12 protein-coding genes are annotated in these 15081 nt (G+C 68.0%); 8 read left to right on the top strand and 4 right to left on the bottom strand.

The genetic code is table 11. From position 1 onward, the window contains the following. Positions 1 to 76: 76 nt before the first annotated feature. The 8 genes from gcvT (at position 77) to ACAD63_RS00700 (ending at position 9097) form a co-directional block, all read left to right on the top strand. Positions 77 to 1204, top strand: a complete 1128-nt coding sequence (gcvT, locus tag ACAD63_RS00735; protein ID WP_195427200.1) for a glycine cleavage system aminomethyltransferase GcvT — start codon at positions 77 to 79, stop codon at positions 1202 to 1204. Between the two features lie 99 nt (positions 1205 to 1303). Then, positions 1304 to 1684: a glycine cleavage system protein GcvH gene (gene gcvH / locus ACAD63_RS00730; protein ID WP_133097832.1), complete on the top strand. Its 381-nt coding sequence runs from the start codon at positions 1304 to 1306 to the stop codon at positions 1682 to 1684. A gap of 99 nt (positions 1685 to 1783) precedes the next feature. Next, on the top strand, positions 1784 to 4714 hold the full coding sequence (gene gcvP / locus ACAD63_RS00725; protein WP_135706129.1) for an aminomethyl-transferring glycine dehydrogenase: 2931 nt from the start codon (positions 1784 to 1786) through the stop codon (positions 4712 to 4714). 150 nt (positions 4715 to 4864) lie between these two features. Beyond that, positions 4865 to 6241, top strand: coding sequence for an L-serine ammonia-lyase (locus tag ACAD63_RS00720; protein ID WP_195427201.1), 1377 nt, complete (start codon positions 4865 to 4867; stop codon positions 6239 to 6241). A gap of 118 nt (positions 6242 to 6359) precedes the next feature. Beyond that, a complete protein-coding gene (locus ACAD63_RS00715) occupies positions 6360 to 7097 on the top strand; it encodes an MBL fold metallo-hydrolase (RefSeq protein ID WP_135706131.1) in 738 nt (245 codons plus the stop codon). Between the two features lie 27 nt (positions 7098 to 7124). After that, entirely contained in the window at positions 7125 to 7598 is a 474-nt protein-coding gene (locus ACAD63_RS00710; protein ID WP_135706132.1) for an OsmC family protein, read from the top strand. 10 nt (positions 7599 to 7608) lie between these two features. After that, on the top strand, positions 7609 to 8442 hold the full coding sequence (locus ACAD63_RS00705) for an alpha/beta hydrolase (protein WP_434033314.1): 834 nt from the start codon (positions 7609 to 7611) through the stop codon (positions 8440 to 8442). Positions 8443 to 8605: 163 nt separating this feature from the next. Next, complete coding sequence (locus tag ACAD63_RS00700) at positions 8606 to 9097, top strand: YMGG-like glycine zipper-containing protein (RefSeq protein ID WP_434033313.1); 492 nt, start codon at positions 8606 to 8608, stop codon at positions 9095 to 9097. Between the two features lie 34 nt (positions 9098 to 9131). Here the strand turns inward: ACAD63_RS00700 and ACAD63_RS00695 are convergent, their stop codons facing one another. The 4 genes from ACAD63_RS00695 to ACAD63_RS00680 form a co-directional block, all read right to left on the bottom strand. Further along, positions 9132 to 10247 (bottom strand): YbdK family carboxylate-amine ligase, encoded by a 1116-nt coding sequence (locus ACAD63_RS00695; protein WP_133097839.1) that lies wholly within the window; start codon positions 10245 to 10247, stop codon positions 9132 to 9134. Then, the gene (locus ACAD63_RS00690) at positions 10247 to 11470 is read right to left on the bottom strand and encodes a cation:proton antiporter (RefSeq protein ID WP_434033312.1); all 1224 of its coding nucleotides are present in this window, start codon (positions 11468 to 11470) and stop codon (positions 10247 to 10249) included. The genes ACAD63_RS00695 and ACAD63_RS00690 overlap by 1 nt, the downstream gene beginning before the upstream one ends. Before the next feature lie 159 nt (positions 11471 to 11629). Then, positions 11630 to 13588, bottom strand: a complete 1959-nt coding sequence (locus tag ACAD63_RS00685) for a tetratricopeptide repeat protein (RefSeq protein ID WP_434033311.1) — start codon at positions 13586 to 13588, stop codon at positions 11630 to 11632. Positions 13589 to 13751: 163 nt separating this feature from the next. Next, positions 13752 to 14903, bottom strand: coding sequence for a branched-chain amino acid ABC transporter substrate-binding protein (locus tag ACAD63_RS00680; RefSeq protein ID WP_434033310.1), 1152 nt, complete (start codon positions 14901 to 14903; stop codon positions 13752 to 13754). Positions 14904 to 15081: the final 178 nt, after the last annotated feature.

Genomic DNA, 15081 nt, shown 5'->3' with positions numbered 1-15081 from the left:
GGCCATTGGCATAGCGATCGTTGCGGCGGATGGCCCTTTTTTGTTTTCGCAACCCGACATTGCCCCCGAGGATTCCATGACGCTCCAGGCCACGCCCCTCAACGCCATCCACCGCGCCCTCGGCGCCCGCATGGTCGACTTCGGCGGCTGGGACATGCCGGTCAACTACGGCTCCCAGATCGAAGAACACAACGCCGTGCGCACCGACGCCGGCATGTTCGACGTGTCGCACATGTGCGTGGTCGACCTCAGCGGCCCCAATACCCGCGCCTTCCTGCGCGGCCTGCTGGCCAACAACGTCGACAAGCTGCAGACGCCGGGCAAGGCGCTGTACTCGTGCATGCTCGACGAAAAAGGCGGCGTGATCGACGACCTGATCGTCTATTTCTTTGCCGAGGACCGTTTCCGCCTGGTGGTCAACGCCAGCACCGCGGTCGGCGATATCGACTGGATCCGTGCGCGCAACGACGCCACCGGCAGCGGCGTGACCATCACCCCGCGCCGTGAAGATGTTGCGCCCGCGGGCGCGCAGCCGCTGGCGATCGTCGCGGTGCAGGGCCCTAACGCCCGCGCCAAGGTGTGGAGTACCTTCCCGTCGACCCAGCCTTCCGATGCGCTCAAGCCGTTCAACGCTGTCGTGGTGCAGGACCCCGCACTTGGCGAAGTCATGGTCGCGCGCACCGGCTACACCGGCGAAGACGGCTTCGAGCTGGTGGTGCCGGCGGCCAGCGTCGCCGGCCTGTGGGAAAAACTGAATGCCGCGGGCGTGCGCCCGGCCGGCCTGGGCGCGCGCGACACGCTGCGCCTGGAAGCCGGCATGAACCTGTATGGCCAGGACATGGATATCAGCACCTCGCCGCTGGACGCGGGCCTGGCCTGGACCGTCGACCTGCAGAGCGAGCGCGACTTCACCGGCAAGGCGGCACTGGCCGCGGCCGGCTCGCGCCAGCAATTCCTCGGCCTGATCCTGCGCGACAAAGGTGGCGTGCTGCGCGCCCACCAGAAGGTCATCACCGCCGCCGGTGACGGCGAAATCACCAGCGGCACCTTCAGCCCCTCGCTGTCGCAATCGATCGCGTTCGCGCGCCTGCCGCAGGGCGTGAACGTCGGCGACACCGTGCAGGTGGAGATCCGCGACCGCAAACTCAACGCGACTGTGGTTAAACTGCCGTTTGTGCGTAATGGCAAGGCACTCGTGAGCTAAGGGAAACATCCGCTCACCCAACGGTCGCCCTCGCCTGCCGGCAGCGTTGCCGGGCAGGCATCACCCAACAAGAAACAGATCTGAATCCGGAGAACCTTCATGAATTTCCCCGCCGACCTCAAATACACCGAGTCGCATGAGTGGGTGCGCGTCGAAGCCGACGGCACGCTCACCATTGGCATCACCGACCACGCACAGGATGCGCTGGGCGACATCGTCTTCCTGGAACTGCCCGAAGTGGGCAAGTCGGTCGGTGCCGGCGACGCGCTGGCAGTGGTGGAATCGGTGAAGGCCGCTTCCGATATCTACGCCCCGGTGGCCGGCGAAGTGATCGCCGTCAACGAAGCCGCCACGGCCGAGCCGGAAAGCGTCAATGCCAATGCCTTCGACGCCTGGCTGTTCAAGCTCAAGCCGGCCAACAGCGACGACGTCAACGGCCTGATGTCGGCCGACGCGTACAAGGCCAGCGTCGGCGCCTGATCGCCCCGCCGGTCCCGCACCCGGGATCGGCACACAGCATTTGCAGCGCCGCGGCACGGCTGACCACCTGCCGCAGCGCTCCCCACGAGGTTCTTGCCAATGAACGCCCCGCTTCCCATGACCGCCGCCCAAGGTAACCGGCCCACGCTGGCCGAACTGGAGGCGCGCGACGCCTTCGCCGCCCGCCACATCGGCCCCGATACCCCCGAACAGCAGCACATGCTGAAGGTGCTCGGCTACGACAGCCGCGCCGCGCTGATCGATGCCGTGATCCCCGCCGCCATCCGCCGCCGCGACGGCATGCCGATGGGCGAGTTCACCGAGCCGCTGAGCGAGGAAGCCGCACTGGCCAAGCTGCGCGGCCTGGCGCGCAAGAACCGCGTACTGAAGAGCTTTATCGGCCAGGGCTACTACAACACCGTCACGCCCGCGGTCGTGCTGCGCAATATCTTCGAGAACCCGGCCTGGTACACCGCCTACACGCCCTACCAGCCGGAAATCTCGCAAGGCCGCCTGGAAGCGATGCTGAACTTCCAGCAGATGGTCACCGACCTGACCGGGCTGGATATCGCCAACGCGTCGATGCTCGATGAAGGCACCGCTGCCGCCGAAGCGATGACGCTGCTGCAGCGCGTGAACAAGCACGACTCCAGTATCTTCTTCGTCGCCGACGACGTGCTGCCGCAGACGCTGGAAGTGGTGCGAACGCGCGCGCTGCCGCTGGATATCGAAGTGAAGGTCGGCCCCGCCGCCGACGCCGCTGCTGCGGGCGCCTTCGGCGTGCTGCTGCAGTACCCGGGCGTGAACGGCGACATCAATGACTACCGCGCCATCGCCGACGCGGTGCACGCCGCCGGGGGCCTGGTGGTGGCTGCCGCCGACCTGCTGGCGCTGACGCTGATCGCCGCGCCGGGCGAATGGGGTGCCGACGTGGCCGTGGGCAACTCGCAGCGCTTCGGCGTGCCGCTGGGCTTTGGCGGCCCGCACGCCGGCTACATGGCGGTGAAGGATGCGTTCAAGCGCTCGATGCCGGGCCGTCTGGTCGGCGTGACCGTCGACGCGCAGGGCAACAAGGCGTATCGCCTGGCGCTGCAGACGCGCGAACAGCATATCCGCCGCGAAAAGGCGACCTCCAACATCTGTACCGCGCAGGTGCTGCTGGCGGTGATGGCGTCGATGTACGCCGTATACCACGGCCCGCAGGGCCTGAAGCGCATCGCGCAGCGCGTGCATCGCCTGGCCGCGACGCTGGCCGCCGGCCTGGAGCAGCTTGGCTTCGTCCGCACCAACGCCACCTTCTTCGACACGCTGACGCTGGAGACCGGCTTCAACACCGAAGCCATCCATGCCGCCGCCACCGCGCGCGGCATCAACCTGCGCCATGCCGGCGCCACGCGCGTCGGCATCTCGCTGGACGAGACCGCCACCCGCGACGACGTGGTTGCGCTGTGGGAAATCTTCACGCAAGGCAAGCCGCTGCCGGCGGGCCTCGATTTCGACAAGCTCGAAGCCGCCATCAATGACGCCTTCCCGGCCGAACTGGCGCGCGCCAGCGAGTACCTGACCCATCCGGTGTTCAATACGCACCACGCCGAGCACGAGATGCTGCGCTACCTGCGCATGCTGGCCGACAAGGACCTGGCGCTGGACCGCACCATGATCCCGCTGGGCTCGTGCACGATGAAGCTGAACGCCACCAGCGAGATGATCCCGGTGACCTGGCCCGAGTTCAGCCAGATCCACCCGTTCGCGCCGCTGGACCAGACCGTGGGCTACCGCGAGATGATCGACCAGCTCGAGGCCATGCTGTGCGCCGCCACCGGCTACGCCGCGGTCAGCCTGCAGCCCAACGCCGGCTCGCAAGGCGAGTACGCGGGCCTGCTGATCATCCATGCGTATCACGCCAGCCGCGGCGAAAGCCATCGCGACATCTGCCTGATCCCGTCGTCGGCGCACGGCACCAACCCGGCGTCGGCGCAGATGGCCGGCATGAAGGTGGTGGTGGTGGCCTGCGACGAGAACGGCAACGTCGACCTGGAAGACCTGGCGAAGAAGGCCGAGCAGCACAGCAAGAACCTGGCTGCGATCATGATCACCTACCCGTCCACGCACGGCGTGTTTGAGCAGGGCGTGCAGCAGATCTGCGAGATCGTGCACAAGCACGGCGGCCAGGTCTATGTCGACGGCGCCAACATGAACGCGATGGTCGGCACCGCCGCGCCGGGCCAGTTTGGCGGCGACGTGTCGCACCTGAACCTGCACAAGACCTTCTGCATCCCGCACGGCGGCGGCGGCCCGGGCGTTGGCCCGGTCGCAGTCGGCGCGCACCTGGCGGATTTCCTGCCCAACCAGGACAGCGTCGGCTACCGCCGCGACGACCGCGGCATCGGCGGCGTGTCGGCGGCACCGTTCGGCTCGGCCAGCATCCTGCCGATCTCGTGGATGTATATCGCGATGATGGGTTCGGCCGGCCTGACCGCCGCCACCGAGAACGCCATCCTGGCGGCCAACTACGTGGCCAAGCGCCTGGCGCCGTACTACCCGGTGCTGTACACCGGCCAGCACGACCTGGTCGCGCACGAGTGCATCCTGGACGTGCGCCCGCTGCAGAAGGAGACCGGCATCAGCAACGAAGACGTGGCCAAGCGCCTGATGGACTACGGCTTCCACGCGCCGACCATGAGCTTCCCGGTGCCGGGCACGCTGATGATCGAGCCGACCGAGTCCGAAGCACTGCATGAGCTGGACCGCTTCATCGACGCGATGATCGCGATCCGCCAGGAAATCGGCCGCGTCGCCGACGGTACTTTCGACCGCGAGGACAACCCGCTCAAGCACGCGCCGCACACCGCCGCGGTGGTGACCGCGAACGAGTGGACCCACAAGTACACGCGCGAGGAAGCCGCCTATCCGGTGGCGTCGCTGCGCACGCAGAAGTACTGGCCGCCGGTCGGCCGTGCCGACAACGTGTATGGCGACCGCAACCTGTTCTGCAGCTGCGTGCCGGTCAGCGACTACGTGGTCGACTGACGCACCCCCGGGCCGTGCCATCGCATCTGCGGTGGCTCGGCCGCCGCACTATTCTTAAGATGGCGGGCCCGCCGGCGGCGGTGTCCGTTGCCGTACTTCGACCGCCTGAAAAGAGCCTCTGCAAGGCCACCCCATTGCTGGAGACATTCCGTGGCAGTCAGCGTCTTCGATCTGTTCAAGGTGGGCATCGGCCCGTCGAGCTCGCATACCGTGGGCCCGATGCGCGCGGCCCTGATGTTCGCGCAGGGGCTGGAGCGCGACGGCCTGCTGCCGCAGGTGGCCAGCGTGCGGGTCGAGCTGTACGGCTCGCTCGGCGCCACCGGCAAGGGGCACGGCACCGACAAGGGCGTGATCCTCGGCCTGATGGGCGAGTCTCCCGACACCATCGATCCCGATTCCATCGACAGGCGCCTCGCCGCGTTGCGCAAGTCGCGCGAGCTGTCGCTGCTGGGACGCCATATCGTGCCCTTCGTCGAGAAGGAGCACATCGCGTTCTACCGCCGCGAGGCCCTGGCCGAGCATCCCAATGGCATGAAGTTCCATGCCTTCGACAGCAGCGGCGCGAGCCTGCGCGAAGCGCGCTACCTGTCGGTGGGCGGCGGCTTCGTGGTCACCGCCGGTGCGCCCAACACCCAGGTGCTCAATGCCGCGCAGCAGCTGCCGCACCCGTTTCGCAGCGGCAAGGACATGCTGCAGATGGCGCAGGACAGCGGCAAGAGCATTGCGCGGCTGATGCTGGAGAACGAACTGACGTGGCGCAGCGAGCAAGAGGTCATCGACGGCCTGCTGCATATCTGGGACGTAATGCAGGCCTGCGTCGCGCGCGGCTGCCGCACCGATGGCGAACTGCCGGGGCCGTTCAAGGTCAAGCGGCGCGCGCCCGAGTTGTTCCGCAGCCTGACCGAGCGTGCCGAGCGCACGCTGTCGGATCCGCTCTCGGTGATGGACTGGGTCAACCTGTACGCCATCGCCGTCAATGAAGAGAACGCGGCGGGCGGCCGCGTGGTGACCGCGCCGACCAACGGTGCGGCCGGCATCATCCCCGCCGTGCTGCATTACTACGACCGCTTCGTGCCGGGCGCGAACCGGCAGGGTGTAGTCGACTTCCTGCTGACAGCGGGCGCGATCGGGCTGCTGTACAAGCTCAACGCGTCGATCTCCGGGGCCGAGGTCGGCTGCCAGGGCGAGGTCGGCGTGGCCTGCTCGATGGCCGCCGGCGCGCTTGCCGCGGTACTCGGCGGCAGCCCGGCGCAGGTGGAGAACGCGGCCGAGATCGGCATGGAGCACAACCTCGGCCTGACCTGCGACCCGGTCGGCGGGCTGGTGCAGATTCCGTGCATCGAGCGTAATGCGATGGCGTCGGTCAAGGCGGTCAACGCGGCGCGCATGGCGCTGCGCGGCGACGGCACGCACTACGTATCGCTCGATTCGGTGATCAAGACCATGCGCGAGACGGGCGCCGACATGAAGACGAAGTACAAGGAAACCGCGCGCGGCGGGCTGGCGGTGAATATCGTGGAGTGCTAAACGCGGGGTTTTCTCCCCTCTCACGCGCGCGGGAGAGGGAAGAAAACCGTCGTACATCGTGCATGGTTTGCGGCGTATCATTGCGGCGTTCCCCGACTGCAGAACAAGAGGGCCCGCCATGCAGACCTTCCACCAGCTCTTTGACGATGCCTCGTCAACCTTCACGTACCTGCTGATCGATGCGGAAACGAAGGAGGCGCTGCTGATCGACCCGGTCGACCACCAGCTCGAACGCGACCTGGCGCTGGTAGAGGATACCGGCGCACACCTGACCTGGGTCATCGAGACCCACGCCCACGCCGACCACATCACCTCGGCCGGCCACCTGGCCATGCAGACCGGCGCGCACACCGCGGCGCCGTCGGGCTGCGATATCAAGCCGGCACAGAAGCAACTGATCGACGGCGACACTGTCGCATTCGGCAAGCAGGTGCTGCGCGCGATCCATACGCCCGGCCATACCGCCGGCAGCATGAGCTACCTGTGGGAAGAGTCCACCTCCGAAGGCATCGTGCGCCGCGTCTTCACGGGCGATGCGCTGCTGATCGACGGCTGCGGCCGCACCGATTTCCAGTCGGGCGATGCCGGCACGCTGTACGACAGCCTGACCCGCAAGCTGTTCGCGCTGCCCGACGACACCCGGGTCTATCCCGCGCACGACTACAAGGGCCAGACCTGCTCGACCATCGGCCATGAGCGCGCGCACAACAGTCGCGTATCCGGCCGCACGCGCGAGGAGTTCATCGAGATGATGCGCAACCTGAACCTGCCGCGGCCCAGGCTGATCGATATCGCGGTGCCGGCGAACCAGCACCTGGGCCTGCGCGACGGCGAGAGCGTGCCGCACGGCGCCTGAAGCATTCCAACCTTGGGAGTCAACCGCATGTCCGTATATACCGCCGAAGTCCTGTGGCAACGCGACGGGCAGGATTTCACCGGCAACCGCTACAGCCGCAGGCACGTGCTGCGCTTCGACGGCGGCGCCGAAGTCCCGGGCTCGTCGTCGCCCCATGTGGTGCCGTTGCCGATGTCGGACGCCAGCGCGGTCGACCCGGAAGAGATGTTCATCGCCTCGCTGTCGAGCTGCCATATGCTGTGGTTCCTGTCGCTGGCGGCGAAGCAGCGTTTTGTCGTCGACCGCTATGTCGATGCCGCCACCGGCGTGATGGAAAAGAACCGCGAAGGCCAGATGGCGATGACAGTAGTGACCCTGCGCCCCCAGGTCACTTTCTCCGGCGAGCGCGAACCCACCCGCGACGAGCTGGAGCGCCTGCACCATGCCGCGCACGATGCCTGCTTTATCGCCAATTCGGTCCGGACCGAGGTGCGGTGCGAACCGGTGCTCGCCGGCGCCTAGCGCACGCGCCATGCCGGCCACCGCGCTGCCCGCGGCACGATCCGCGCCGGCGCGGCGCCTGCTGCGCTGGCTGCTGGCGGGCGCGGTCCTGCTGGGAGGCATCCTGATGCTGCAGGATCGTTTTCTTTACTTTCCCGACAGGGCCTCGGTCGACGATATGGTTGCTCAGGGACTGCGCGCATGGCCGGGTCCGGATGATTTCCGCGGCCTGCTGGCCGAGCCGCACGGTCCCGTCCGCGCCACCGCCATCGTCTTCCACGGCAATGCCGGGCACGCCGGCCATCGCGGCTACTACGCCAGCGTGCTGACGCGGCTGGGCATTCGCGTGATCCTGGCCGAATACCCCGGCTATGGCCCGCGCGACGGCGCGCTTGGCGAGCGCAGCTTCGTCGACGATGCCGGGCAGGCGATTGCGCTGGCCCGGCGCCAGTTCGACGGCCCGCTGCTACTGGTCGGCGAATCGCTCGGCGCCGGGGTTGCGGCGGCCGCCGCGGCGCGCCAGCGCGAGCACGTCGATGCCGTGCTGCTGATCACGCCATGGGACAAGCTCGCCCACGTCGCCGCACACCACTACTCATGGCTGCCGACCGGATGGCTGCTGCGCGACCGTTACGATAGCGTGAGCCACCTGGCCGCCTTTGGCCGCCCGGTCATGGTGGTCGTAGCCGAACGCGACAGCATCGTGCCGCCGCGGCTCGGCAAGGCGCTCTATGAAGCGCTGGACGAACCCCGCCGCCTGGCCGTGATCGACCACGCCGGGCACAACGACTGGACCGGGTACGTCGACGAGGCATGGTGGCGCAACGCGCTTGCGTTCCTGCTGTCGCCGCCCGCGTCCCGCTGATGCGCGCGTGCGCTGCCGGGCACCTGCGGTGCACGCATCGGCGCCAGCCGGTCCGGCGCGTTGAAACGATGCATTGACTTCGCCACGCCGGCTGCAATACTGGCCTTCAGACACGGCCGCCACCGCACACGGTGGCGCGGCCGGCAACCGCGGGGGATCGATCATGAAGCGAAGGCAAAACTGCACGCTGTACCGCGGCCTGGGCGTACTGGCGGCCGCCCTGCTGCTGGCCCCGGTCCAGGCACTCGCGCAAGGCAAGCCGGTGGCCTACCCGGCCAAGGGCCAGAGCCAGCAGCAGCAGGCCAGCGACGACGGTGCCTGCTACAGCTGGGCCAAGCAGCAGAGCGGTGTCGATCCCGCCCAGGCCGCCGCGGCACCGCCCCCGGCGCAGCCGCAAAGCGGCCAGCGCGTGCGCGGTGCCGCGGGGGGCGCCGCTGCCGGCGCAGTGGTGGGGGCGATGGCGGGCGATGCCGGCAAAGGCGCGGCGGTCGGCGCTGCAACGGGTACGGTGGCAGGCGGCGTGGCGCACCGGCAATCGCGGCGCCAGGCCAACGCCGCCAACCAGCAGGCGCAGGCCAACACCAGCCAGGCGATGGGTTCGTACTACCAGGCCTGGTCCGCGTGCATGCAAGGGCGCGGCTACAGCGTGAAGTAAGTGCCGGTTCAGCGGTTAGGCGGCGGGCGGTGTGTTACGCCGCCCAGCGCTCGCAGGCCTTGCGCACGGTCTCGCGCTGGCTGCGCGCGTCGGCATCGGTCTGGCGCAGCCATTCCGCATCGCCGTCGCGGCGCTCGGCCAGCGCGCGGATATTGGCCAGCGCGTCCAGCGAACCCAATGCCTCTGCATGCGGCACCAGTGCATCGCAGATCGAGAGGATGTGGTCGGCGATCGGCATCCGGGTCAGCTCGTTGGGATGCACATATTCGCCATCCAGCCCGAAGCGGCACGCCTGGAAGCGGTTGAAGGTGTACACCAGGTAGTCGTCTTCCTGCGGCATGAACGGGCGCGACAACAACAGGTAGCGCGCCAGCATCTGGATATACGCGGCGATATCGCAGGCGCGCTGCACCGTCAGCGGCGTGTCCATCACGCGGACCTCAATGGTGCCGAATTCCGGCTTGGGCCGGATATCCCAGTAGAAGTCCTTCATGCTCTCGATCACGCCGGTATTGCGCATCTTCTCGAAATACGCGGTGAAGGCGTCCCACGTCAGCAGGAAGGGCGCGCGCCCGCTCATCGGGAACGCCGCGACCGAATTCAGGCGCGCCGAGGCAAAGCCGGTATCGACACCCTGCACATACGGCGACGACGCCGCCAGCGCAACGAAGTGCGGCACGTAGCGGCCGATGGCGTGCAGCAGGAACAGCGACTCGTCCGCGCTCGGGCAGCCGATATGCACGTGCTGGCCGAATACGGTGAACTGCTTGGCCAGGTAGCCATACAGCTCGGAGATGTACTGGTAGCGCGGCGAGTCCGAGATGGTGCGGTCGGCCCATTGCATGAACGGATGCGTGCCGCCGCCGGAAATGCCCAGGTTGAGCGAGCGCGAGGCGGCCACCATCAGGTTGCGCATGGTGGTCAGCTCGTCCAGCGCCTGCTGGTAGCTGTGGCAGATGCCCGTGCTGATCTCGATCATCGACGGGCTGATTTCCGGCTTAATGTCGCCGGCATGCTCGGCGCCCTTGAGTGCGCGCAGCAGGTCGGGCGCGAACGGCGCCAGGTCATAGTCGTGGCGGTTGACCAGCTGCAGCTCCAGCTCCACGCCGAAGGTCAGTGCCTCGGATTGCTTGAACGATTCGAGCGACATCAGCGCCCTCCTCCATTGGCCCGGGATTCGCCGGCGAAGCGCAGCGCCCACGCTGCCAGCACCGGGCCGATCAGTTGTTCGATCGCCAGCGCGCACAGCACGATGGCGGCCAGCGGCTGTCCGGTGCCGGGGTAGATGCGCGCGACGTCGCTCATCAGCAGGTAGGCCAGCCCCGACATCGGCGCCAGCGCCAGCCCCAGTGCCATGCACTGGCGCATGCTCAGGCCCGAGAACGATCCCAGCGACATCACGCCGGCAAACTTGGCGAGGTGGCGCAGCAGCACCAGCACGATGGCATAGACGCCGCCCACGGCCCAGTCATGCGCGGTCAGCGGCAGGCCCAGCGACACCACCATCACGATGATCAGCAGGCTGCCGGCACTGCCGAAGTGCGGCGGCCAGACGTGCGGCTGGCTGTCCTGGTGCTTGAACACCACGCCGGCCAGCAGCAGCGTCAGCGGCATCGACAATTTTAGTACCCGGGTCAGCGCCAGCGTGAACAGCACCAGGCCCACCAGCACCAGGAAGCTGTAGTGGTCATCGGCCGACATGCGCTCATAGATCACGTGGCCGACCTTGCCCACCACCCATGCCAGCAGGCACGAGCCCACCAGCAGGTAGAGCGGGTGCAGCAGGGCGGCGCCCAGGTTGCCGTATTCGGAATGCAGCCAGCCGGTGGCCACCTGCACGATCACGGCAGCGTAGATGCTGTTCAGCGCCGCCATTGCCATCAGCCGCTCGGTGACCTGGCCCTCGGCACGCAGTTCGTTCTTGAGCTGCAGCACGATGGTGGGCGAGGTGCTGACGGCAATGCCGCCGGCCAGGATCGCCACGCCAGGCGAGGCGCCGATCCATTGCAGCACCGCCGCGACCAGGCCCCAGGTCAGCACGCTTTCGAAGGCGCTGGTCAGCAGCAGCCAGCGGTTGGCGCGCAGCCAGGTCAGCGACAGCCGGTGCCCGAGTTCGAACAGGGCCAGTGCCAGCGCCATATCGATCAGGATACGGGTCTGGTTGATCATGTTCTCGTCGACGATGCCGCGCCCGAGCATGCCGGCGAACAGCCCGGCGACGGCATAGCCCACGATGCGCGGGCAGCGCAGCCAGCGGCGGCTGACTTCCCCCGCCAGGCCCGCGCCTACCAGCGCGAGCCCGACCCAGAACAAGCCCCCTGGGGCGAGGGGAAGAGTTGGGAATAGTTGGCTCAGTCCGTTCATGGTCGACATGGTAATGTAAGCACATCACGATCCATGTCAGTGATTGTCCGACACCGCACCAAACGCCTTACGAACTTCGGTCAAGTTCGCGCAAAAAACGCCATCTTCTGGATGGCGTTTTTTACATTTTGTGCGGAACTCAACGCGTCCGCACACCCGTGCGACGCATCAGACGCCCCAGACCTTCCAGCGCGGGCGGGTGGACTTCAGCGCCGTCTCGACCTGCGTGTACAAAGTGCGCGTGGCGCCCTGCGCAGCGCCGCGTGCCCGGGCCTTTTCAAAGTAAGTCAGCGCCGTCTCGCGCTGCTGCAGCCCGAGTGCCGACTCGACCACGCGCAGGCATACCTCGGCATCCCAGTCGTCGCGCACGGCAAAGGCGGCGGCGAAGTCCGCCATGGCCGCTTCATGGCGCCGCGAGGCGTTGTGGACCAGGCCGCGCTGGAGGCGCGGCCCGGCCTGGTCCTCGGGATCGCCCTCGGTCAGCGCGACCGCCTGCTCGAACATCGGCAGCGCGCGCTCCGGTTCGCCCAGCTCGCGCCACAGCAGGCCGAAGCGGTTGTACAGCCAGGCATCCTCGACCAGCAGCGCGCGGCGCTGCTGGCCCTCGATCTCGGCCAGCGCGTCGGCACGGTCATGCTCGTCCATGCGCGCCATCTGTGCCTGCAGAAGCGCGGCGAAGTGAGCGCGCGCATGCGCCATCGGGTGCGCGGCCTCGCTGCGGGCCTCTACCGGCAGCGCATCCAGGCGCGCGTCCATGTGCGCCATCGCGGCGCGCGCCGCCTCGGCCGGCTCGGCGCCGCCCATGGACTTCCAGGCCGCGATCAGGCGGCTGAAGGCCCAGGTGACATCGGCCGGATTGCGCTCGAGCGGATAGCGATTGAGCACTTCGCCGGCCAGCTCGACCACCTTGCCGTGCTGGCCCGCGCCGGCATGGCAGTCGAGCAGGTCGATCCAGTGGTCGATGAACTCGCTGGCGGCCATGCCCTGGCGATGCAGCGCAATGCGCTCTTCCAGGTGCGCGGCATCGGCAGGCAGGCTGCGCGCCAGCAGCCGGCACAACAATGAATACACGTGCGGATCGGCATTGCCGCCGTGCCCGGCGGCATCGCCCTGGCCGGTGGCGAAATAGTGGTCGTAGCACCTCACGCCATGGCGGCACGCGGCCACCAGCGCGGGGCGCAGCGCCGCCTCGGCGGCGGGGACTTCGTCGATGAACTCGCCCAGCGCCATGGCGGCGCGGTAGTAGGCGGCGCCGTCGTCGGACTTGTCGGTGATGGCGAAGCGCTGCCAGGGCTCGCGTTCGGCATCCTGCGCGCCGGCCTTGGCCAGTTGATGGCGCCAGGCCAGTTCGCGTACCTGGGCCTGCGGGTCGGCCACCTGGCGCAGGTAGACGGCCAGGTCGTCGAGCGCGCCCTGCGTGTCGCCCACGCCCCAGCGCAGCGGCGCGCGCAGCCGGCGCGCCTCGGGGTGGTCGGGATGTTCGGCCAGCACGCGGGCGGCCTGGTCGGCGGCGAGCGCGTCGCCGGCATCGGCGTCGAGCTGCAGCAGGTGCGGGTTGTCCAGCGCCACGCGCCCCAGGCAGACGCGCATCAGCGGCTCCACCGGCACGCCGGCGGCCTCGGCGCGGGCAATGTAGTCCTGCACCAGCGGCGCGATGTCTTCCGCGCCCAGGTCGGGATTGCGGAACATCAGGTCGTGCCAGTAGCGCGCCGCGGCAGCCATGTCGTTCATGCGCAGCGCGGCCAGGCCGGCGTGGAAATGCGCCGGCCATTCGCCCGACAGCAATCCGCTGCGCTGCGCGGCCTCATGCAGCCACGGGCGCGCCTCGGCGTCGCGGCCCAGGCTCATCAGCATGGCGCCGTAGCGGTGCGCGATCACGCCGCGCGAGGCCCAGCGGTGCGGCGGCTGCAGCGGCAGGCTGTCCAGGCGCGCGAGTGCCTCGTCCAGCACGGCAAGCGCCGCGGCGGCATCGCCGTTGTCGAAGTGCAGCCGCGCGCGCAGCGTGACGAAATCGACCACCTCGGGCCGGGCCTGCGCAAGCTGGTCGGCGATCTGCAGGGCGTCGGCAAAGCGGCCCTGGTTGGCAAGCTCGATGGCGTGGTCGTAGCTGACTTCCGGCACGGACACGTACTGCTCCTTCTGCATTTTTGGTAAGCGAGTGCGGGATTATGCGCCATGAGGGCGATCCGCATCCGGACAACCATCGGCACGGCGGCCGCTTTCTTTAAGCCATTGCACATAAACAAAACGCCACCCGAGGGTGGCGTCCTGCCTGGCGGGCACTGATTGCTTACTTGCCGCCGACCGTTTCCAGCACGGTCCACTTGCCGCCCACCACCTTGTAGACGGTGATGCCGCCGTCCTTCAGGTCGCCGCGGGCGTCATAGGCCAGCGTCTTGGTGGTCACGCCCTGCATGCTGGTCGCGGCCAGCACCGGCAGGTAGCGCGCCGGATCGGCCGAACCGGCCTTGACCATCGCGGTCATCATCGCGGTGGCGCCGTCATACGAGTACGGCGAGTAGGTCTGCACCTTGGAGCCGAAGCGCTTCTCGTACTTCTTCTCGTAGGCGGCGCCGCCCGGCATCTGGTCCAGCGGCAGGCCGGCCAGCGACACCACGGTGCCTTCGGCGGCAGGACCGGCCAGCTTCAGGAAGTTGTCGGTCTTGGACATCTCGCCCGACACCAGCGGGGCCTTGATGCCCAGTTCCTTGACCTGCTTGGCCATCGGCGCGGACTGGGTCTCGGCGCCGCCGTAGAAGATGATGTCCGGGTTGCTGCGCTTGATGTTGGTCAGCACGGCCTTGAAGTCCACCGCCTTGTCGTTGGTGAACTCGCGGCGCACGATCTTGCCGCCGGCGGCCTTGGCGGCCTTCTCGAACTCGTCGGCCAGGCCCTGGCCGTAGGCGGTGCGGTCATCGACGATGGCGATGTTCTTCGCGCCCAGCTTCTTCACCACGTAGGCGCCGATCACCGAACCCTGCTGGGTGTCGGAGGTCATCATGCGGAAGGTGGTCTTGAATCCCTGCTTGGTGTATTCCGGCGCGGTCGCCATGGCGATCTGCGGAATGCCGGCGCGGTTGTAGACCATCGACGCCGGAATGGTGGTGCCCGAGTTGAAATGGCCGAGCATGCCCTGGATGCCGCCATCGACCAGCTTCTGCGCGACCACCGAGCCGGTCTTGGGGTCGGCCTGGTCGTCTTCGGAGACCAGCACGAACTTGACTTCCTTGCCGCCGATCTTGGGCTTGGTGGCGTTCATGTCCTCGATCGCGAGGACGATGCCGTTCTGCATGTCCTTGCCATACTGGGCCTGGCCGCCGGTCATCGGGCCGGCGTAGCCCAGCTTGATTTCCTGCGCCTGCGCAGAGGCGGCGGAGGCGCCGGTCAGGCCGGCCAGGGTCAGCGCAACGGTCAGTGCCGTCTTGTGGAATGTCGAGCTCATCAGATCTCCTTGGGTCCCAATTGGTGCCACTCTGTGCCGCGGTGGTGCCGGTATGGCGCCCTGGGCGGCGTATTTTTCTGGGCGCGGCCTGGCAGTGCCGCGCCCTCCTTGGTATGCGCGCCGGGGCAGGATCGCCGCCACCGGTGCGCGCTTCGACAAGACGCGTCGTCCGAGAATG

The organism is Cupriavidus sp. a3 (genome assembly GCF_051015765.1).
Taxonomy (GTDB): Bacteria; Pseudomonadota; Gammaproteobacteria; order Burkholderiales; family Burkholderiaceae; genus Cupriavidus; species Cupriavidus oxalaticus_A.
This window is presented reverse-complemented; position numbering and strand designations above follow the sequence as displayed.